The organism is Rahnella woolbedingensis, assembly GCF_003602095.1.
GTDB classification, from domain to species: Bacteria; Pseudomonadota; Gammaproteobacteria; order Enterobacterales; family Enterobacteriaceae; genus Rahnella; species Rahnella woolbedingensis.
In genome coordinates this window covers 84,486-104,504 of the sequence record NZ_RAHH01000010.1, presented here as the reverse complement: position 1 = coordinate 104,504, position 20,019 = coordinate 84,486, and the positions used below count along the sequence as shown (strand labels likewise).

Here is a 20,019-nt window from a genome sequence, read left to right as displayed (position 1 = left end):
GGAAGATTTGATGGCCTCTTTATTTGACAAGAATAGTTTCCAGATGACCCGATTGCAGAAGACTGCCGTAGCGAAAGTCGTGGGTGTTTCCCTGATTATGCTGCTGGCAGCCTGTTCCAGCGACCAGCGCTACAAGCGCCAGGTGAGCGGTGATGAAGCCTACCTGGATGCGCCAGCTCTGCATGAGCTGAAAGCACCATCAGGTATGATCCTGCCAGTGCAGAACGGCACTTATGATATTCAGTCAGGCGCAATGCAGGGCGCTGTGGGCAAACAGCTAGACATTCGTCCACCAGCTCAGCCGCTGGCCTTGCTTAACGGTTCTCAGACTCAATTAGCGGGCGACAGCAGCACAGTATTGCTGGAAAACACGCCGCAAAACCGCGATTTGTGGAACAACGTTGTTAAAGCTGTTGAGCAAAATAAATTCAAAATTGCCAACCGTGATGACGCGAATCAGACCCTCTCAACCGATTTCGTTGACTGGAATCGTGCCGATGAAGACTTCCAGTATCAGGGCCGTTATCAGATCAGCGTGAAACAGCAGAGCTACCAGCTGGCACTGACAGTGAAAACGCTTGAGCTGAAACAGCAAGATAAAGCGGTGACCTCTACAGCTGAAATCCAGCGTTACAACAGCCAGATGATGAACGCCATCACAGCGAACCTGGATAAGGTTCAGCAGGATACTCAGGCGCGTCTCGATAACCGTCGCGTAGGTGAAATCGACGTGCAGAGTGGCGCTGATGATACCGGCTTACCGGTGCTGATTGTGCGTTCCAGCTATGGCGTAGTGTGGGATCGCTTACCGAATGCCCTGGCGAAAGCGGGCATGAAAGTAACCGACAGCAGCCGTCCGCAAGGCACAATTTCTGTGACTTACAAACCGCTTAATGACGATGCGTGGCAGACGCTGGGTGCGAAAGATCCGGGCCTTAGCTCCGGTGATTACAAACTTCAGGTTGGCGACCTCGACAACCGTAGTAGCTTGCAGTTCCTTGATCCGAAAGGACATGCTCTCAGCCAGTCGCAGAACGACGCGATGGTGGCGGTCATGCAGGCCGCGTTTAGCCAGAGCAGCGCAAAATAATACCAAGGGGCTCCGGCCCCTTTTTACATCTGTTTTTTCCACTGGAGTAAGTAAAGATGCAAAAGTTAGCTGAGTTGTATCGCGGCAAGGCGAAAACCGTCTACACCACCGAAAACCCGGACCTTCTGGTACTGGAGTTCCGTAACGATACGTCAGCACTGGATGGTCAGCGTATTGAGCAGTTCGACCGTAAAGGTATGGTTAACAACAAATTTAACCATTTCATCATGGCTAAGCTGGAAGAAGCCGGTATTCCTACTCAGATGGAACGCCTGTTGTCTGACACTGAAGTGCTGGTGAAAAAACTGGATATGGTCCCGGTTGAATGCGTTATCCGTAACCGTGCTGCAGGTTCGCTGGTAAAACGTCTGGGCATTGAAGAAGGTCTGGAACTGAATCCGCCGTTGTTCGATCTGTTCCTGAAAAACGATGCGATGCACGATCCGATGGTCAACGAATCTTACTGTAAGACGTTTGGCTGGGTGAACGAAGAAAACCTCGCGCGCATGAAAGAGCTTAGCTACAAAGCCAACGACGTGCTGAGCAAATTGTTTGATGATGCCGGTCTGATCCTGGTCGATTTCAAACTGGAATTCGGTCTGTTCAACGGCGAAGTGGTGCTGGGTGATGAGTTCTCTCCAGACGGCAGCCGTCTTTGGGATAAAGAAACTCTGAACAAGATGGACAAAGACCGTTATCGCCAGAGCCTCGGTGGCCTGATCGAAGCTTATGAAGAAGTGGCTCACCGTATCGGTGTGAAACTGGACTAAGCGCAGTAACTTTTTTTTAGCCAGACTGCGCAATCGTTTACGCGGTATGCTCTAAACGGGTGATGATTTTCGTCACCCGTGCTCTTTCGTGCTTTTAATTTTCCTCTTTTCAAACTGTTTTCTTTCATTTAATTCCCCGACCCCTAAAATTACCTCCTTTCGCAGATGGTATTAACTGCATGTGCTGGCTAGTCTTAAAAAAACAGTCTGGAGGTGGATTATGCGTTGGCAAGGGCGTCGCGAAAGCGACAATGTAGAAGACAGACGCGGACAGGGATCTAACGGCGGCGGCGGTTTAGGCGGCGGGGGAATGCGTCTGCCTATTCGCGGCAAAAGCGGTATTGTGATCATTATTGTGGTGCTGGTTGCCGGTTATTATGGTATCGACCTGAGTCCGCTGATTGACGGCGGGCAGTCCGGCGGTATGCAGCAACAGACACAGTCGCAATCCATCAGCCCGAAAGATGATGAACAGGCTAAATTCACCTCGGTGATCCTCGCCTCGACAGAAGACACCTGGAAAGGAATTTTCCAGAAACAGGGCATGACCTATCGTGAGCCGAAACTGGTAATGTATCGCGGGGCAACCCGTACCGGTTGCGGTACCGGCCAGTCCGTAATGGGCCCGTTCTATTGCCCGGCGGACAGCACGGTGTATATCGATTTGTCTTTCTATCAGGAATTACAAAACAAACTCGGCGCAGGCGGTGATTTTGCCCAGGGGTATGTCGTGGCGCACGAAGTCGGCCACCATGTGCAGAATTTGCTGGGCACCGAACGTAAAGTTCGCCAGATGCAGCAGGGTGCATCGCAGACGGTGGTGAATCAGCTGTCGGTGAAAATGGAATTGCAGGCTGACTGCTACGCCGGTGTCTGGGGACACGCCATGCAGCAGCAAAATGTTCTGGAAGAGGGCGACCTGAAAGAAGCGCTGGATGCCGCGCGGGCCATCGGCGATGACCGCTTACAGCAGCAAAGTCAGGGGCGTGTTGTGCCGGACAGCTTCACTCACGGAACGTCTGAGCAGCGTTATACCTGGTTCAAACGCGGATTTGATACCGGCAATCCTGACCAGTGCAACACGTTCGCCAGTCGCTGATTTAGAGGCAATAAGCTCTGGTCTGCCGGTAAAAACTGTTCAATAATCAATGACCGATCCAGAGAGGCTCTGTGAGCCTCTCTTTTTTCCTCATGTTGAACCGCTGGGATTGCCATGGCTTTTCTCGATCCAACCCTATTGATTTTACTCGTCTTCGCCGGTCTGGGCATCATCAGCCATAACAGCGCCGTCACCATCGCAATGTTCTTCCTCCTTACTGTGCGGATTACGCCGCTGAACAACTTTTTCCCATGGATAGAAAAATATGGCCTGACTATCGGCATTATTATTCTGACCATTGGCGTGATGGCACCGATTGCCAGCGGAAAAATCAGCGCCAGCACTGTGGTGCATTCTTTCTTCCACTGGAAATCCATTGTCGCCATTCTGGTCGGCGTTCTGGTGTCCTGGCTTGGCGGACGTGGCCTGACGCTGATGGGCACGCAGCCGCATCTGGTGGCGGGTTTACTGGTGGGCACCGTGCTGGGCGTGGCGATGTTTAAAGGCGTGCCGGTCGGGCCGCTGATCGCCGCCGGCCTATTATCGATGATTGTCGGTAAAACCTGACGGCAATGGATATCGCGCTGAAAAACGGCCTGCAACAGCAGATGCAAAAACAAGGCGTGCGCCGGTTACTGGTTATCAGCGGCGATGCCCGCTGGTCTGCCGTTCAGGCGACGAAGTTTTGCGACGGGCAAGCGGGGGACTGGCTGTGGCTGAGCGATTCACCGCCTGATAACGTGAACGCCTGTTCGGCCTCAGCGGCGCATACGCTGCTCGGACAAGATATTCTGCATGGCGTGTTTGATGCGCGCGACGGTCTGAACGCCCAGGCGCTGGCGGCATTTTCCGGCACGCTGAAAGCCGGAAGCTGGCTGATCTTGCTGGTGCCGGAATGGAACCAGTGGCCTGAACGCCCCGACGCCGACAGCCTGCGCTGGAGCGAACAGCCCCAGGCCATTCCGGCTCCCCGTTTTATTCAGCGTTTTCAGTCTTTGCTCGGACAAGACCGCACCATTGCGGTATGGCGTCAGGGGCAGCCTTTTGAACTCGTGCCGCTGCCTGCTGCACCCGGCTGGCAGGTACCTGACGGCCAGCCCACACCCGCGCAGCAGCAAATTTTACAGCAGCTGATGCAGGCTAAATCTGGCGTCTGGGTGCTGACGGCGCCGCGTGGCCGGGGAAAATCGACTCTGGCAGGCATGCTCACGTTGCAATGGCCGGGCATTTGCCTTGTGACCGCCCCGGCTAAAGTCTCAGCCAGCCAGATCCTTAATCAGCAGACAGAATCGGCCCGTTTTATCGCGCCGGATGCCTTACTTTCGTTATGTCGCGAAGGCGTGGTGACTGACGCTGACTGGCTGATTATCGATGAAGCGGCGGCAATTCCAACGCCGATGCTGTCAGAACTGATTGCGGCATTTCCGCGTGTTTTACTGACCACGACGGTTCAGGGATACGAAGGCACCGGGCGCGGATTCTTACTCAAATTCTGTGCGTCTTTGCCGCAGTGGCAGGATCTGCGTCTGAATGTCCCGATCCGCTGGTCATCCGTCGACACGCTCGAGCCGTTCATCAGCGATTTATTGCTGTTTGATGAGCATCTGCCAGATGCAGATGCGACGGGCGGCACATCAGAAATATTCCCTATTCAGGCGGACGACTGGCTGACAGAACCGGCGCTGTTAGAAGATTTCTACGGGCTGCTGACCAGCGCGCATTACCGCACCTCACCGCTGGATTTACGCCGTCTGCTGGATGCGACGGGCATGACGTTCAGCGCGTCACGAATGAAAAACACGCTGACCGGCGCGCTATGGCTGGTGGATGAGGGCGGGCTGAGCACTGAACTGGCGCAGGAAGTCTGGGCGGGCAGGCGGCGTCCGCGCGGCAATCTGGTCGCGCAGTCGCTCGCCGCTCACGCGGGATCCCCCGACGCCGCCGTATTGCGTTCACGGCGCGTCAGCCGGATTGCGGTACATCCCGCATTTCGCCGTCAGGGTATCGCCCGCGATTTGCTAGCGGAACAAAAACAGCGTGCGCAGCAGGCGGGGCTGGATTTTCTGTCGGTGAGTTTTGGCTACACTTCAGATCTGGCGTCGTTATGGCAGCAGGCCGGATTCCGGCTGGTGCGCATCAGTACGCAGAAAGAAGCCAGCAGCGGATGTTATGCCGCGATGGCGATATTGCCGCTCAGTGCGGCGGGGCAGAAGCTGGCAGATATTGCAGAGCATCAGCTTAACCGCGACTGGCGCTGGCTGGCGCCGCTGATGGTGCTTGAGTTGCCGTTAAACGGCGCGGCAGACACGCAGCCTGATGATGCTGACTGGCGCGAACTGAACGGATTCGCCTTTGCCCATCGTCCGCTGGAAAGCAGTTTACCGGCGCTCAGCCGCCTTCTGTTACACAGCGCTTTGCCGCTGACCGCGCTGCGTGCTCATTTGCAACAGGGGCAGAGCGTGGCACAAATTGTCGTGGCGCTGAAGCTTTCCGGCCGCAAAGCCTTGCTCAGCCACTGGCGTCAGGAAACACAACAGGCGCTGAAAGCCGCGGGAATGGCGGAATAAGTCAGCGGTTTCATTGCAAAAAATGGAAAGACTCGTTCAATAAATCCCAATTTCACTGACCGGCAGGCGGCGTATAGTGAACCCATAAATTTACAACGGGAGAGAGCAATGAGCTCAGAACAGATTATCGTCCAGCAGCCGGAAGAAAGAGCTAACCAGCTGATTTTATTATTTCATGGCGTGGGTGATAACCCGATTTCCATGGGCGAAATCGGTAAGTTTTTCGCTGTTTCGTTCCCGCAGGCGCAGGTGATCAGTGTCGGCAGCCCGGATATTTGTGATTTTGGCCGCGGCTTTCAGTGGTTCTCCGTGCAGGGTGTGACTGAGCAAAACCGTCAGCCGCGTGTGGATGCCGCGATGCCTGCTTTCGTGCAGATTGTCCGCGACTGGCAGCAGAAAACCGGTGTTACGCCGGAGCACACTACTTTGGTCGGCTTCTCTCAGGGTACGATCATGGCGCTGGAATCAACCAAGGTGGAAGAACATCTGGCATCGCGTATTGTCGCGTTCAGCGGGCGTTTTTCCTCACTTCCGGAAATACCGATTACCGCAGCCACGGTGGTGCATTTCATTCATGGCGAACAGGATCCGGTGATCAACCCGTTCCAGTCGAAAAGTGCGGCGGAGCGCCTGAAATCCCTGGGCTGTGACTGTACTCTGGATCTGCAGGCGGGTATGGGACACGGGCTGGATTCACATATGATCAATACTGCTATCGCGCATCTGAAGAACTACCAGCCGAAATCGCATCAGCACTGATTCCTTGCGACGCTAAAAAGAAACGCCCCCGTCTGCATTACAACCGGGGCGTTTTTATTTCTGCTTATGGCGATTATTTGCGGTTTTTTCGCATGAAATCATCCATGAAGTGAGTCAGCTTCTCTGCCGCTGGCAGCGACAATGCGTTGTAGATAGACGCACGAATGCCGCCGATGGCACGATGCCCTGACAGCCCCGAGAAACCGGCTTCATGGCTTTCTGCCAGGAATTTCTTCTCCAGCTCTTCATCCGGCAGTTTAAACGCGACGTTCATTTGTGAACGGTCTGCTTTGCTGCTCCAGCCATTATAGAAACCGTCGCTGTTATCGAGCATCGCATACAGCAGTTCCGCTTTGTGGCGGTTGGTCTGTTCCATATTCTCCAGGCCGCCGACGTCATTGAGCAGCCAGCGCGTGACCAGCAGCACCACATAAATTGCGAATACCGGCGGAGTATTGAGGTTGGAATGGGATTCCACCTGACGACGGTAATTCAGGAACGATGGCAATTCGTCAGACGAGGCTTTCACCACGGTGTCATGTACCAGTACGATAGTGACGCCTGCCGGGCCGATATTTTTCTGGGCATGGGCGTAAATCACTGAGAATTTATTGGCATCGCAGGGTTTGGACAGGAAATCAGAAGACATATCGCAGACACGCGGCACGTCGTCGCGACCCAGAACGCGCTGGAACTGCAATCCTTCCACCGTCTCGTTGGAAACGTAATGCAGATAAGGTGCGTCCGGAGAAAACTCCAGTTCCTCATCCGCTGGCAGGCGGTTGAAGCCGCAAGACTCGCCGCTCCACAGCACTTTCACCGGCCCTTCGCGACGCGCTTCGGTCACGACTTTACTGCTCCAGTAACCGGTATCCAGATATTCCGCCGCCTGTTTCTGACCACGCAGCAGCGTCATCGGCACCATCGAGAATTGCTGCGTCGCGCCGCCCTGCAGGAACAGAATATGGAAATCTTTCGACAGGCCAAGCAGCGTGCGGATGTTGTTTTCGGTTTCTTCAACAACGCTGGCAAACCAGTCAGAGCGGTGGCTGATGCCGAGGATCGACAGGCCCATTTCCGGGACTTCTTTGATCGCGGCTTCAACCTGCGCGAGTACCGTTTCCGGCAATGCGCCGGGACCACCGGAGAAATTCAGAGCGTTACGTGAAATCATGATTATTCTTTTCCTTCTGGCGCATCAGCCGATGCGCCGCTGTGCGCAAAAGCACGGGATAACAGCAACTCGCGGCATGCTGTTTTAACTTTATTCATATGGACTTGTTTGTGTGGGAACATCACTTCCAGGTCCATCGCGTGTACGACCATGGCCGGATCGATTTCAAAGACCAGCAGACTGCCGTCGGGTGCTTCGCTGCAATCAATGCCCAGATAATCGAGCCGGGTGGTCTCAAAAATGGCCTTCAGCGCCTGCTGATGACGGGCAACGAATTCGCCGAAGTTATTCAGAAATGTGGCTTCTTCTTCGCGTTTTTTCTGATCTTCATACATGAACGCGTTGACGTAATGCACCATCCAGTGCGACGAAATCGCCATATGACAGGCATAAGGCACGCCGTCGATCAGCGAAATACGGTATTTGCGGAACTGGCCGTCGGCGTTGCTGTAATCGATGAACTGCGACAGGAAATAATCTTCCACCTGCACGCGGGTCAGATAACTCACCAGTTCTTCCTGACGGGTGACTTTTTCCAGACCGTGACCGCCGTGTGAACCGGCAGGGCGCAGGATCACCGGGAAATCGCTGCCGGACAGGGTGCTGCTCAGGGTGATTTTGCCTTCCGCGACCGCCGACAGCGCGGAAAACGTCACCGGATGCGCCTGCGCAATGGTTAATCCCGGCTGATTCTGCAACAGCGTGCTGGCGGTATGGCGCTCGGAGCTGGGGATATGTTGCGGCGCATTGATCACCGGCACCGGCCACTGGCGGGTGATGCTTTCCAGCTGCTGTAGCAGGAATAAGTTTTCGGTGGTGGCGCTGATACCGACCATCAGTAAATCATGCTCCGGGATCGGCGCTTCAAACGGCGCTTCGGGCGTGATGTAGTAATAAATCAGCTCGATATCGCTGTTTTCCAGCAGACAGTCGAGCGGTACGTTGGCAGACAACGTACCAGGCACCATCAGCATCAGCAGACGCAGTTTTGCCGGTTGTTGCGCGGCGCTGAGGGTATAAACCTGCTGCATGGCCAGCGCTTGTTCCTGAATGGTCAGGCCGAGTTCGGTGCGTTGCAGGCACAGTATGACGGTGGAAAGGTTCATCCACAGTACGGCGTCATCGGGGTTTTGCTGTGCGCGCGTCACCAGCTCCTGTGCGATGTCAGTGCATTCATCACCGGCGATGCTCATACGTAAAAACGGAGCCAGCCCCAGAAATTGCGTGGCGTCGAAATTCTCAGACGCAGCCTGACCGGCGGGGGAAATAGGTAGTGTTTGCAAAGGACTTGTTCTCTCCGTGCATCGGTTTCACGTTGCATGTTACCGGCAGGGGAGAAAGTCAATCGGCGGAGAATCGCTACATTTTCCGCCGACTAATACTGATTAGGAGATCCAACAAGACAGGCCGGGCTTACTTTTTCTTCGGCCAGTCGTCATCGTTATCCCATTCCGCATTGTTGTCGCGGTGCGGGGGGATCTCCGGTTTGTCTTTCAAAAACTTCTTCACATCAACACGGTTCAGCTCTTTGATCCCGCTGATTAACATCCCGACCAGTATGATCAGAACGATCCACCAGTAATCTTTGATCCACTCCATGGTGTGCTCCTTAAAGGGGTGAGAGGGCGATAAATCGCGGAAATATTTCCGTCATCTGACTGGCTAACCAGTCAGCGGCGGCGACTTCCTGTCCTGTCCAGGCGCTGATGAGAACCTGCGGTGAAAGCAACTTCTCGCATTCCTGCGCCAGCGGACGGTAACTCAGATGCCAGGGTTCAACAGCGACGCCACCGGTATCTTCTGCGTACGGGCGGTAAAAACCAAATTCCGCCATATGTGCCGAAAGCCACTGATTCAGCGGATAAAAATAGCCGCCTTCTTCGTATTCCCACGGCTCCAGTTGCAACTTTTTATCGGCCGGTAACAGTGAAGGATCGTACACATCCAGATCACTGCCCCAGTGATGGCGGCTGGCGCCCGGCAGCGCAGACCAGCGCAAAATCAACTGACAACGTTCCGCTGTGGTTAACTCACTGATATCCACCGGCTGGCTGTTCTTATCTAATACTGGTCGCTCGCCGCGAAATTTGCCATTCCAGATAGCCAGTTGGCGACTGAAATCACGAAAAGTGCTGGCTGGCTGCAAATCAAATCCCGCAACACCGGCGGCCTGACGCATTTTTTCAAATGCCTGTGCCGCCTCTTTTTGCAACCGGTGCGGGCCTTCGCCCAGTGTCACCAGATGCGCATCGGAGCGACCGGTCAGCATTTCATGGCTCATCATGCGACTAACTGTTCCATGATGCGCTGATACATGCGGCTGAGAACCTGCAAATCCGCTGCGTGAACGCATTCATTGATTTTATGGATGGTGGCGTTGACCGGCCCCAGTTCGACGACCTGAGCGCCCATCAGCGCGATGAAACGCCCGTCAGAGGTGCCGCCGGTCGTTTGCAATTCCGGCGTAATTTCACTGTAGTGACGCACGGCGTTCACCACGGCATCCACCAGCGCACCGCGTGACGTCAGGAACGGCTGACCGGAAACCACCCAGTTCAGGGTGTATTGCAGGTTATGGCGGTCGAGTAATTCAGCCACGCGCTGTTTGATGATGGCATCGGTCAGTTCGGTGCTGAAACGGAAATTGAACTGCACATACAGCTCGCCGGGGATCACGTTATTGCTGCCGGTACCGGCATTGATATTGGCGATTTGCATGCTGGTCGGCGGGAAGAATTCGTTGCCATTATCCCACTCGGTGGCGACCAGTTCGTTCAGCGCAGGCATGGCGCGGTGCACCGGATTGTCCGCCAGATGCGGATAGGCCACATGTCCCTGAACGCCGTGAACGTGCAGATTGGCGGTCATGGATCCGCGGCGGCCATTTTTGACAATATCGCCGACGCGTGTGGTGCTGGAAGGCTCGCCGACCAGACAATAATCGAGGCGCTCATTGCGTTCCATCAGCGCGTTGACCACTTTGACGGTGCCGTTTACAGCGCTGGCTTCTTCATCTGAGGTGATAAGAAACGCCAGACGGCCCTGATGATTCGGATTGGCGGCGACGAAACGTTCTGCTGCGACCACCATCGCCGCCAGCGAACCTTTCATATCTGCCGCGCCGCGACCATACAGCATGCCGTCGCGCAGCGTAGGCTCGAACGGACCGGTCACCCACAGCTTGTGATCGCCGGTCGGCACGACATCGGTATGACCGGCAAAGGCCAGCGTTTTACCTTGTCCGCGTGTGGCCCAGAAATTCAGGGTATCGCCAAAATGCATCGGCTCCACGTGAAAGCCAGCGGCTTCGAGGCGGGCAATCATAATTTCCTGACAGCCTGCATCGTCCGGGCTGAGGGAAGGTCGGCGGATTAACTGTTGGGCTAAATCGAGAACCGGACAACTCATGTTACTTCACCTGTGCGAGGAATTGCTGATAGGTTTCTGGTTTGAATCCCAGCAGGGACTGACCATCGGCGGCCAGTAAAAACGGGCGTTTGATTACCGCAGGTTGCTCAAGCATTACGGCTTTAGCGCGGGCTTCGTTATCGCAGGCTGAGCGCGTGGCTTCATCGAGTTTACGCCACGTCGTCCCGCGGGTATTGAGCATGGCTTCCCAGCCTTGTTTATCCAGCAGCTTCTGCAATAGCGAGTCATCCAGCCCTTCGACCCGGTAATCATGAAACTGATAGTCAACCCCGTTATCTTCCAGCCAGCGACGGGCCTTTTTGACGGTATCGCAATTTTTTATGCCGTAGAGAATAAAAGAGGTGGAAGCGGAAGTCGTTGCCATAGAAAAACTTAACCTGTCAGTAAAATAAGAACTTTTTACCCGCATAAAAACGGGCGTAAGGATGGGAGACATAATGAGGCAAAACGCCCGCAGGATCCAGACGGGGCGGGATTGTGATCGTGCTTAAAAAATAATGACGGAGTTTTTACATGGTCAAAAAACAGACGTATAATCCGTCCGTCCAATCAAGGGGAGTAAAATGTTAGAGCAAGAGTTAGGTCACTGGAAAGACTTTATCGACCGTATGTTGAAAGCGTAATTGCCCCACATCGTTACCGTTAAAGCAAAGAAAAGATTTATTCTCAGTGCAGCACGTCATTATAAAAAACGTTTGTTCAGGAAGACCATTACGTCCGATTTAGCGACGATTCTCACAGCCAGTAAATCATTAATAAAAAAGGCGTTAATTCACATTAACGCCTTTTTTGTTGCCTGAGATTCTGCGTTTTAGCGGTGCTCGCCCGGCACCGTTTCGACGATATCAGCAATCACCGGATGCGCGTGCTTGCCGGGGAAACGACGGCGGATCAGCACGAAGAACAGCGGCACGAAGAAGATGGCCAGAATGGTCGCGGAAATCATCCCGCCGATGACGCCGGTACCGACCGCGTGCTGGCTGCCGGAACCGGCACCGGTGCTGGTCGCCATCGGCAGAACACCGAAAACAAATGCCAGTGACGTCATCAGAATCGGTCGCAGACGCATTCTCGACGCTTCGAGCGTGGCCTCCAGCAACTCCTTGCCACGAACATTCAGGTCATTGGCAAATTCGACAATCAGAATGGCGTTCTTCGCCGATAACCCGATGATGGTCAGCATCCCGACCTGGAAATACACATCGTTTTCCAGCCCGCGCAGCCAGGTCGCAATCACTGCGCCCAGAACACCGAGCGGCACCACCAGCATCACCGAGAACGGAATTGACCAGCTCTCATACAATGCGGCGAGACACAGGAAGACCACCAGCAGGGAAATAGCATACAGCGCCGGAGCCTGTGAGCCTGATAATCTTTCCTGATACGACAGACCAGTCCATTCGAGGCCAATACCCACCGGCAGTTTCGCAACCAGTTTTTCCATGTCATCCATCGCGGTACCGCTGCTGATGCCCGTCGCCGGTTCACCCACAATTTCCAGTGCGGAATAGCCGTTGTAACGTTCCAGACGCGGTGAACCGGTCAGCCATTTCGACGTGGCGAAAGCGGAGAAGGGCACCATGGTTCCGGCAGAATTTCGCACATACCAGCGGTCAATATCATCCGGCAACATGCGGTATTGCGCACCGGCCTGCACATAGACTTTCTTAACACGGCCACGGTCAACGAAGTCATTGACGTAGGTCGAACCCCACGCGGTGCTCAGCGTGCTGTTGATATCGGCAATAGCCACACCCAGCGCCTGCGCTTTCACCTGATCGATGTCGATCTGTAGCTGCGGGCTGTCATCCAGACCGTTGTGACGTACGCGGGTCAGGTTGCTGTCTTTTGAGGTCATCGCCAGTAACTGATCGCGCGCCGCCATCAGGGCGTCATGGCCGAGACCGGCGTGATCCTGTAATTCCATATCAAAGCCGGTCGCACTGCCCAGGCCGTTGATGGCGGGCGGGCTGCTGGCGATGACGCGGGCTTCTGTGATTTTGTTAAATGCTTTGGTTGCCCGTTCAATCAGCGCAAAAGAAGAGTCGTCTGCACCCGTGCGGTCATCCCACGGCGTCAGGCGCACGAACATACGCGCGACGTTCTGCCCGTTACCGCCGGGCCCTGCACCAATGGTAGAGAACACCGAAAGCACGTCTTTCTTATCTTCAGTCAGGAAATACTTCTCGACCTTTTCCACGACTTTTTGCGTTTGCTGCAGCGTCGAGCCTGGGGGCAATTGCACCTGAACTGTGAATACGCCACGGTCTTCCAGCGGCAGGAACGATGTTGGCAGTTTGATAAACATCACCGCCAGCACGGCGACCAGCGCGGCATACCCCAGCATGTAGCGCACGCTGTTACGCAGAACCCGCGCCACGCCGCTTTCATAACGACGGGCATTGCGGTCGAACATGCGGTTAAACCAGCCGAAGAAGCCGCGTTTACCGTGATGATGACCCTGTGCGATAGGTTTGAGAATGGTTGAACACAGCGCCGGTGTCAGCGTCAGGGCGACGAACACGGACAGCACCATTGCGGAAACAATCGTGATGGAGAACTGACGGTAAATTGCGCCGGTGGTGCCGCCGAAGAAGGCCATTGGCACAAATACTGCCGACAGCACCATGGTAATGCCGACCAGCGCGCTCTGAATTTGTCCCATCGATTTTCGCGTGGCCTCTCTGGGGCTGAGGCCTTCCTCGCTCATCACGCGCTCGACGTTTTCCACCACCACGATGGCGTCATCCACCAGCAGGCCGATGGCGAGCACCATCGCGAACATCGTCAGGGTATTAATGCTGTAACCGAACTGATGCAGCACGGCGAATGTCCCCAGCAATACTACCGGTACGGCAATCGTCGGGATAAGCGTGGCGCGGAAGTTTTGCAGGAACAGGTACATCACCAGGAACACCAGCACAATGGCTTCAAACAGCGTTTTCACCACGTCGGTGATTGCCGCTTTAACAAATGGCGTGGTTTCGTAGGCGATTTCAGCTTTCAGCCCGTGCGGATAATAATGAGAAAGCTCATCGAGGCGCGCACGGACGGCTTTGTCCGTTTGCAGTTCGTTGGCACCGGACGCCAGCTTCACACCCATACCGGATGCGGCCTGCCCGTTATAACGGCTGAGCAGGGCGTAGTTTTCCGCGCCGAGACCGATAGTGGAGACATCGCCGAGTTTGACCTGTGATCCGTCCTGATTCACTTTCAACGTGATCTGGCGAAACTGCTCCGGCGTCTGCAACTGCGCCTGCGCATTAATGGTGGCATTCAGCGCCTGAAAATCGACCGAAGGCGCACCGCCAAGCTGACCGACGGCCACCTGACTGTTCTGCGCTTTAATCGCCGTGACGACATCGGCAGTGGTCAGCTGATAATTATTCAGCTTATCCGGATCGAGCCAGATACGCATGGCGTACTGCGAACCGTAAGCATCGATGCTGCCGACACCGGGCACGCGGCTCAGCGGATCCTGAATATTGGACGCCACGTAATCGGCAATATCCTGCTTATCCATGCTGCCGTCTGTGGAAACAAACGCCACCATCATCAGGTTGGTATCACCGGTTTTTGAGACGGTCACGCCTTGCGTCTGCACATCCTGCGGCAGACGTTTCAGCGCCTGTTGCAGCTGGTTTTGCACCTGCTGAAGCGCTTCATTGGGATCGGTACCGGCAGTAAAACTCAGGGTTATCTGTGATTTACCGTCGTTACTGCTTTGCGACGACATGTACATCAGATTATCGAGGCCAGTCATGTTCTGTTCGATAATCTGGGTAACGGTGTTTTCTAATGTTTGTGCTGATGCGCCGGGATACGTTGCAGAGATTCTGACGTTTGGCGGAGCCAGATCCGGATACTGCTCAACCGGCAGAAAATAGATCGCGAGCGCCCCGGTCAGGGAAATGATGATCGCTAAAACCCAGGCAAAGATCGGGCGATCGATAAAAAAGTTAGCCATGCTTCAGGAACCTCGTTGTCACTCTGGCGTGAGTGACTAACATCAGCAAACAAACACAATGCCAGTAATCTGGCAAAAAAATCCCCTGAGCAACGTCTTCTTAAAAGCGGTCTCAGAGGCGGTACTGTCCCGGCGGGACGGAGCGAGTGTTAGAGTGTAGTTCTACGTCAAAGCACTTTACCTGCTCGCAACGCATAAAACGTGGAGAAATAAAGGAGATAATGTAAAAAAGCCTCCCCGTACACGGGGTTATCTCAGAGCGATATTCGCCGAAACAGTCTACTCTTTGGCTATCTTCATTTTTATGACACCCCGCAGGAGCTGTCCAGATGAGTTTGTCCATGAATTCCGTCTTTGCCCGTCGTTTATATCTTTGCTGGTTGCTCAATAATGAACAAAAACCGAATGTACCAAAACTGATGGAAATCACCGGCTGGCCGCGGCGCACTTTGCAGGATGTGCTGAAAGCCCTGCCCGGAATGGGCGTCGGGCTGGAGTTTGTGCAGCAGGGTGTGCGCAACAACGACGGCTATTATCAGCTCTCGAGCTGGGGGCCGTTAGATCCCCATTGGATTGAGCGCCATAGTGAACAACTTCTGGCCGCGATTGAGCACGGTTGACGGTAGCGGCTGCGGCTGAATCCGGCTATGCTGTCTGGCTTCTCTCACCACTTCTGAGCGGAGGCACGCAATATGTCATCTCATGACAAGTCATCCAGAATCGAAAACGTCCGGAACCAGTTACTCTCTGATAACTGGTATGTTCTTCGTAAATACACCTACGATTTAATCAAGCGCAATGGCGAACGCCAGCCGCAGTCCCGCGAAGTGTATGACCGGGGGAACGGGGCGACTATCCTGCTTTATAACCGGCCTAAAAAAACGGTCCTGCTGATCAAACAATTCCGTATGCCGACCTACGTCAATGGCAACCCGACCGGTATGCTGCTGGAGACCTGTGCGGGTTTACTGGACAACGATTCGCCGGAAGACTGTATCCGTAAAGAAGCGATTGAAGAAACGGGTTTTGCGGTGGGCAGGGTAGATAAATTGTTCGAGGCCTATATGTCGCCGGGTAGCGTGACGGAGATTGTTCACTTTTTTGCCGCAGAATACGATGAGTCGCAGCGTCAGAACGCCGGTGGGGGTGTGGAAGATGAAGATATTGATGTGCTCGAAGTGCCGTTCACCGAAGCGCTGGCGATGATCAAGGACGGGCGCATTAAAGACGGCAAAACCATCATGCTGTTACAACACGCGCAAATTCAGGGCTGGCTGGCGTAACAGTTCACTACTGAGTTTCAGTAAAAAAGGCACCTGCGGTGCCTTTTGTCTTTTACTGTTCCTGGCTGATGGCGACGCTGCCAGCGTGACCTTTCATCGCTGACCACGGCAGAACTGTCCATTCCGGGCTTTCGCATGAACGTAATACCCGGGCAAAGGTTGGATCAAAATACAGTCCTTTCTTCGTGAAATACCACGCCGGGAATTGCCAGACCGACGGTTCTGAATAATCACAATCGTCGTCGCTTTCTTCGGTCGGCTTTTTCATTTGCTGCGGATGCGCCGCAGTCAGCTGTTTCACCAGCCACGGTGCCCATTTTTTATCGCGATACTCAGCAAACGTATCAAAATCGACGTCATTTTTGCCCGTCAGCGTACGGTCTTCTGCGTTCAGATAATGGAAAGGCGCGCCTTCACCGACCCAAACTACATCTTCCAGCGTCAGTGTTTCTGCGGTTTTGGCATTGAGGTTAACTGGCGCTTCACCGAAATCGGGATGTGCGCCGCCGCAGTCATAAGAGGTAAACACGCTGACACTGACGATTTCGTCACTCAGATATTCCGGTGTGACGGTCTGCTGATATTCACCCTGACCAAACCGGCTCGCACCGAGCATACAGGCATGCCAGCCGCTGACTTCCTGCCATAAACGGGTGCGCAATTTCTGGTTAATCGCCTGTATCTCGGTTTCCGGATAGCCCGAAACGATTTCAAACAGGCTAATTTTGGACTGCGGTTCCGTCCACCATTGCAGCTGGTAACCCATGAAATTTTCGCTTTTACCTGCTTTGAGTTGCAGCGCAGATAACCGCAGATACTCGTATGCATCGGTATGAATAAGCGCACTCAGATAGCCGTCGTCCGTGCTCGCCGCAGGCAGTTGCACGGGTTGCAGCAATACCGGCAACGTTTTTCCTTGCGGATTGGTCCAGTTGCCTTGCCAACTGCCATTCTCACCTTTCGTCAGGGTCAGCTCAGGACGCGGCGTATCGTCAAAATCGTCGAGGCCTTCCTGAAGTTTGAGTTCCTGACCATCCAGCGTACCGTTCAGGGGCAAATCTAAATGATATTTCTGATAGAAATAGCGGCCAGTGACTTCGTCTGGTTTATTTAAATCCAGCTCGAGCACAATGCTGCTTTTACCCAGCGTGCCGGAGTACACGACCGGTGGTTCTTCAGCCAGTGCGGGTAGTGAAAACAAGGCTATCAGCCAAATCCATAACTTCATCTGAATCTCCCGGAGAAATGAAAGTCATCCTTTGCGCCATTATTTTTGTTATTGGCTTTGCCAGTGTACTGAATGTTTCGTTACGTCACCATTACGTGATTTCTTATCAGGCGAAAAATTATCCTCTGTCAAAGTACAATCTGACCGGGTATCTCTTTCTTATTTCGAATAAAAAATGCTGCATTGTTGGCAGTCTCTTGTCGGGCGTTACGCTATTATCAGAAAGATAAATCCAAACAGAGCTGAAACTCAAAATGTGCAGATGGATAACCGCCCCTTTATGCCTGCTGGCCACAATGCTGGCTTTTAGCGCGCAGGCTGAGCCGTTACAGGCCATTTATAGCGACTGGCAGGTCAGTTGTGACAACCTTAACCATTGTGTCGCGCGCAATTCTCAGGATGGCCAGGAACTGGTCATGAAAATTTCCCGTGAAGCCGGACCGGAAGGGAAATCGTCGGTCAGCATTGATTATCAGCGTAACAGCGATGAACAGACTGCTGATGCGCCGATTGGCAACCGCCTGCAAATGAATGGCAAAACCCTGAGTTTTAATCACCGCGAATGGGATGTCAGTAAAAAACATCTTTCCACCAATAATCGCCTGGTGGTGAATGACTTTATCGCCGCCATTCGCGAGGGAAGTGCGATTTCGCTGGCGGGGAAAGCGGATCCGGCACAGCCGGTGCCTCCGGTGATTTCCCTGAAAGGGATAAAAGCCGCTTTGCTGGCGATTGATGCCCGGCAGGGGCGCGCGGGCACCAAAACAGCATGGATTAACCGCGGGGCCAAACCGGCAAATACCGTACCGCCTGTTCCGGCCACGCCTGTTCTGCCACGTTTCAGCGAGCCGCAGGCGTTAACCGAATCTGAAATTTCCGCCATCACGCAAAATGCTGCCACCACCATTGAGAATAACGATTGCAGCCTGGATCCTTCTGAACGTGAAGTGCATATTTTTGCCCTGAGCAGCGACAAAGCCCTGATGACCGTTAACTGCGATATGGGTGCCTATAACCTGTTCGCGCTGGGTTTTCTGGTCAGCCGGCAGGCACCTTATAAGATGGATGATCTGGCGCTGAATATGCCGTTTAAACTGGGCGAAGATGAGGAGTCACCGGAACTGATCAATGCCGATTTCGACCCTAAAACGGGCATGCTTTCGACGTATGACAAGGGACGCGGTATCGGAGATTGCGGTGTTTCATCACGCTGGATATTTGACGGTAACGCGTTCCGCCTGGCAGCGTTTGCTTCTGAACCGAGCTGCGATGGTTACAGCAGCGGGGGCGAATGGCCGGTACTTTGGGTGACACAAACCCCGTAATTTGAACGTATAAAAACAAAAAGCCCTGTCAGCGCGAAGCTTGCAGGGCTTTTTGTCGTCTTTTTACGATAAAAGCGCGGAGTAATTTTACTCGGATGCTTTAACGACGACTTTATTGCTGGCGAACTCAACGTTCATATCAGCAACGATTTTGCAGCGTTTACGGGTTTCGACTTTACCGTTGACCATAACCTGGCCTTCAGCAATCACTGCTTTCGCAGTACCGCCGCTGTCACACCAGCCCATAAATTTGAGCAGGTCGCACAGTTCTACGTGCGGGTGTTTTTCGAGAAAGAAAGTTTCCATGTGTTCCTGACTTTTTGTGTAGTGCGAATTGTTTAAGGCTTACTGGCGCTGATGTCGTGATATTCCTCGCACGCCTGCAAGGTATTCTGAATCAGCGTCGCGACCGTCATCGGGCCAACGCCGCCCGGCACCGGTGTGATAAAGGAAGCGCGCTCAGCGGCGGCATCATATTCCACATCGCCGACAACTTTACCACTTTCCAGACGGTTAATACCGACATCAATGACAATCGCGCCCGGTTTAATCCATTCACCAGGAATAAAGCCCGGTTTACCGACGGCGACAACCACCAGATCGGCATTCTCAACATGATGACGCAAATTTTTGGTGAAACGGTGCGTGACGGTCGTCGTGCAACCGGCCAGCAGTAATTCCATGCTCATCGGACGGCCAACAATGTTGGACGCGCCAATCACCACCGCGTTCAGACCGAAAGTATCGATACCGTAACGCTCGAGCAGGGTCACGATACCGCGCGGCGTACAAGGGCGCAGTGTTGGCGCACGCTGGCACAGACGACCCACGTTATACGGATGGAAACCATCGACGTCTTTATCCGGATGAATACGTTCCAGCACTTTAATGTTATCGATACCGGCTGGTAGCGGAAGCTGAACCAGAATGCCGTCGATTTCGCTGTCGTTATTGAGTTTATCAATTAAACCCAGCAACTCGCCTTCGGTGGTGGTGGCGGGTAAATCGTAAGAGCGGGAGATGAACCCGACTTCTTCACACGAACGGCGTTTGCTGGCGACATAAATTTGCGACGCCGGGTTTTCACCCACCAGCACTACCGCCAGACCCGGAGCACGTTTTCCTTCGGCCAGTCGTTGTTGAACATGCGCTGCAACTTCGCTTCTGACTTGCTGCGCAATCGTTTTACCGTCAATAATCTTTGCTGCCATCAGGGAATAAATCCATCAATTAATAAATGCAGGGGATGCGCCTATTTTGGCAGAAGCGGCGCGCGCTGTCAGGCGCTGAATGCGAATTGCTTGTTTTATACCGGTAAAGAATACCAG

General features: G+C 53.9%; 19 protein-coding genes. 9 read left to right on the top strand and 10 right to left on the bottom strand.

Annotation, left to right across the window (positions count from 1 at the left end; all coding sequences use genetic code 11):
- The first annotated feature begins 10 nt into the window (after nucleotides 1–10).
- The 6 genes from bamC (at nucleotide 11) to ypfH (ending at nucleotide 6,285) form a co-directional block, all read left to right on the top strand.
- Nucleotides 11–1,090 (top strand): outer membrane protein assembly factor BamC, encoded by a 1,080-nt coding sequence (gene bamC, locus D6C13_RS10420; RefSeq protein WP_120132683.1) that lies wholly within the window; start codon nucleotides 11–13, stop codon nucleotides 1,088–1,090.
- 56 nt (nucleotides 1,091–1,146) lie between these two features.
- Nucleotides 1,147–1,860, top strand: a complete 714-nt coding sequence (gene purC / locus D6C13_RS10415; RefSeq protein ID WP_015698209.1) for a phosphoribosylaminoimidazolesuccinocarboxamide synthase — start codon at nucleotides 1,147–1,149, stop codon at nucleotides 1,858–1,860.
- Between the two features lie 220 nt (nucleotides 1,861–2,080).
- Entirely contained in the window at nucleotides 2,081–2,959 is an 879-nt protein-coding gene (gene ypfJ, locus D6C13_RS10410) for a KPN_02809 family neutral zinc metallopeptidase (protein WP_120132682.1), read from the top strand.
- A 114-nt stretch (nucleotides 2,960–3,073) separates the two neighbouring features.
- A complete protein-coding gene (locus D6C13_RS10405) occupies nucleotides 3,074–3,526 on the top strand; it encodes a DUF441 domain-containing protein (RefSeq protein WP_112287584.1) in 453 nt (150 codons plus the stop codon).
- Between the two features lie 5 nt (nucleotides 3,527–3,531).
- Complete coding sequence (locus tag D6C13_RS10400) at nucleotides 3,532–5,526, top strand: tRNA(Met) cytidine acetyltransferase TmcA (RefSeq protein WP_120132681.1); 1,995 nt, start codon at nucleotides 3,532–3,534, stop codon at nucleotides 5,524–5,526.
- A gap of 108 nt (nucleotides 5,527–5,634) precedes the next feature.
- Nucleotides 5,635–6,285 carry an esterase gene (gene ypfH, locus D6C13_RS10395; protein ID WP_120132680.1) on the top strand — a complete coding sequence of 217 codons (651 nt, stop codon included), beginning with the start codon at nucleotides 5,635–5,637 and terminating at the stop codon, nucleotides 6,283–6,285.
- A gap of 73 nt (nucleotides 6,286–6,358) precedes the next feature.
- Here ypfH and D6C13_RS10390 read toward each other — a convergent pair whose 3' ends face one another.
- The 7 genes from D6C13_RS10390 to acrD all read right to left on the bottom strand — a co-directional run bounded on the left by D6C13_RS10390 (nucleotide 6,359) and on the right by acrD (nucleotide 14,855).
- Entirely contained in the window at nucleotides 6,359–7,459 is a 1,101-nt protein-coding gene (locus D6C13_RS10390; RefSeq protein ID WP_120132679.1) for a phosphoserine transaminase, read from the bottom strand.
- 2 nt (nucleotides 7,460–7,461) lie between these two features.
- Nucleotides 7,462–8,742 (bottom strand): ATP-grasp domain-containing protein, encoded by a 1,281-nt coding sequence (locus D6C13_RS10385; RefSeq protein ID WP_120132678.1) that lies wholly within the window; start codon nucleotides 8,740–8,742, stop codon nucleotides 7,462–7,464.
- 130 nt (nucleotides 8,743–8,872) lie between these two features.
- Nucleotides 8,873–9,058: a YpfN family protein gene (locus D6C13_RS10380; RefSeq protein WP_120132677.1), complete on the bottom strand. Its 186-nt coding sequence runs from the start codon at nucleotides 9,056–9,058 to the stop codon at nucleotides 8,873–8,875.
- A gap of 10 nt (nucleotides 9,059–9,068) precedes the next feature.
- Complete coding sequence (locus D6C13_RS10375; protein ID WP_208642884.1) at nucleotides 9,069–9,728, bottom strand: M15 family metallopeptidase; 660 nt, start codon at nucleotides 9,726–9,728, stop codon at nucleotides 9,069–9,071.
- Between the two features lie 11 nt (nucleotides 9,729–9,739).
- Nucleotides 9,740–10,867: a succinyl-diaminopimelate desuccinylase gene (gene dapE, locus D6C13_RS10370; protein WP_120132675.1), complete on the bottom strand. Its 1,128-nt coding sequence runs from the start codon at nucleotides 10,865–10,867 to the stop codon at nucleotides 9,740–9,742.
- Nucleotide 10,868: 1 nt separating this feature from the next.
- A complete protein-coding gene (locus D6C13_RS10365) occupies nucleotides 10,869–11,252 on the bottom strand; it encodes an ArsC family reductase (RefSeq protein ID WP_120132674.1) in 384 nt (127 codons plus the stop codon).
- 447 nt (nucleotides 11,253–11,699) lie between these two features.
- Entirely contained in the window at nucleotides 11,700–14,855 is a 3,156-nt protein-coding gene (gene acrD / locus D6C13_RS10360) for a multidrug efflux RND transporter permease AcrD (RefSeq protein WP_120132673.1), read from the bottom strand.
- Nucleotides 14,856–15,190: 335 nt separating this feature from the next.
- On the opposite strand from acrD, the gene D6C13_RS10355 reads away from it, so the two are divergent.
- Together D6C13_RS10355 and nudK are read left to right on the top strand one after the other, a co-directional pair.
- Nucleotides 15,191–15,475 (top strand): winged helix-turn-helix domain-containing protein, encoded by a 285-nt coding sequence (locus D6C13_RS10355; protein WP_208642883.1) that lies wholly within the window; start codon nucleotides 15,191–15,193, stop codon nucleotides 15,473–15,475.
- 72 nt (nucleotides 15,476–15,547) lie between these two features.
- A complete protein-coding gene (gene nudK / locus D6C13_RS10350; protein WP_120132671.1) occupies nucleotides 15,548–16,138 on the top strand; it encodes a GDP-mannose pyrophosphatase NudK in 591 nt (196 codons plus the stop codon).
- Between the two features lie 52 nt (nucleotides 16,139–16,190).
- On the opposite strand, the gene D6C13_RS10345 is transcribed toward nudK, so the two are convergent.
- Nucleotides 16,191–17,366: a DUF3298 domain-containing protein gene (locus D6C13_RS10345; RefSeq protein ID WP_120132670.1), complete on the bottom strand. Its 1,176-nt coding sequence runs from the start codon at nucleotides 17,364–17,366 to the stop codon at nucleotides 16,191–16,193.
- A gap of 254 nt (nucleotides 17,367–17,620) precedes the next feature.
- On the opposite strand from D6C13_RS10345, the gene D6C13_RS10335 reads away from it, so the two are divergent.
- A complete protein-coding gene (locus D6C13_RS10335; RefSeq protein ID WP_120132668.1) occupies nucleotides 17,621–18,691 on the top strand; it encodes a DUF1176 domain-containing protein in 1,071 nt (356 codons plus the stop codon).
- An 87-nt stretch (nucleotides 18,692–18,778) separates the two neighbouring features.
- On the opposite strand, the gene ybcJ is transcribed toward D6C13_RS10335, so the two are convergent.
- Both ybcJ and folD read right to left on the bottom strand, forming a co-directional pair.
- A complete protein-coding gene (gene ybcJ, locus D6C13_RS10330; RefSeq protein ID WP_112287597.1) occupies nucleotides 18,779–18,997 on the bottom strand; it encodes a ribosome-associated protein YbcJ in 219 nt (72 codons plus the stop codon).
- A 32-nt stretch (nucleotides 18,998–19,029) separates the two neighbouring features.
- Nucleotides 19,030–19,902: a bifunctional methylenetetrahydrofolate dehydrogenase/methenyltetrahydrofolate cyclohydrolase FolD gene (folD, locus tag D6C13_RS10325; protein ID WP_120132667.1), complete on the bottom strand. Its 873-nt coding sequence runs from the start codon at nucleotides 19,900–19,902 to the stop codon at nucleotides 19,030–19,032.
- Nucleotides 19,903–20,019: the final 117 nt, after the last annotated feature.

Coding starts and splice junctions, on each gene's coding strand:
- bamC (WP_120132683.1), top strand. CDS start 11: ATGGCCTCTTTATTTGACAAGAATAGTTTCCAGATGACCCGATTGCAG.
- purC (WP_015698209.1), top strand. CDS start 1,147: ATGCAAAAGTTAGCTGAGTTGTATCGCGGCAAGGCGAAAACCGTCTAC.
- ypfJ (WP_120132682.1), top strand. CDS start 2,081: ATGCGTTGGCAAGGGCGTCGCGAAAGCGACAATGTAGAAGACAGACGC.
- D6C13_RS10405 (WP_112287584.1), top strand. CDS start 3,074: ATGGCTTTTCTCGATCCAACCCTATTGATTTTACTCGTCTTCGCCGGT.
- D6C13_RS10400 (WP_120132681.1), top strand. CDS start 3,532: ATGGATATCGCGCTGAAAAACGGCCTGCAACAGCAGATGCAAAAACAA.
- ypfH (WP_120132680.1), top strand. CDS start 5,635: ATGAGCTCAGAACAGATTATCGTCCAGCAGCCGGAAGAAAGAGCTAAC.
- D6C13_RS10390 (WP_120132679.1), bottom strand. CDS start 7,459: ATGATTTCACGTAACGCTCTGAATTTCTCCGGTGGTCCCGGCGCATTG.
- D6C13_RS10380 (WP_120132677.1), bottom strand. CDS start 9,058: ATGGAGTGGATCAAAGATTACTGGTGGATCGTTCTGATCATACTGGTC.
- D6C13_RS10375 (WP_208642884.1), bottom strand. CDS start 9,728: ATGCTGACCGGTCGCTCCGATGCGCATCTGGTGACACTGGGCGAAGGC.
- dapE (WP_120132675.1), bottom strand. CDS start 10,867: ATGAGTTGTCCGGTTCTCGATTTAGCCCAACAGTTAATCCGCCGACCT.
- D6C13_RS10365 (WP_120132674.1), bottom strand. CDS start 11,252: ATGGCAACGACTTCCGCTTCCACCTCTTTTATTCTCTACGGCATAAAA.
- acrD (WP_120132673.1), bottom strand. CDS start 14,855: ATGGCTAACTTTTTTATCGATCGCCCGATCTTTGCCTGGGTTTTAGCG.
- nudK (WP_120132671.1), top strand. CDS start 15,548: ATGTCATCTCATGACAAGTCATCCAGAATCGAAAACGTCCGGAACCAG.
- D6C13_RS10345 (WP_120132670.1), bottom strand. CDS start 17,366: ATGAAGTTATGGATTTGGCTGATAGCCTTGTTTTCACTACCCGCACTG.
- D6C13_RS10335 (WP_120132668.1), top strand. CDS start 17,621: ATGTGCAGATGGATAACCGCCCCTTTATGCCTGCTGGCCACAATGCTG.
- ybcJ (WP_112287597.1), bottom strand. CDS start 18,997: ATGGAAACTTTCTTTCTCGAAAAACACCCGCACGTAGAACTGTGCGAC.
- folD (WP_120132667.1), bottom strand. CDS start 19,902: ATGGCAGCAAAGATTATTGACGGTAAAACGATTGCGCAGCAAGTCAGA.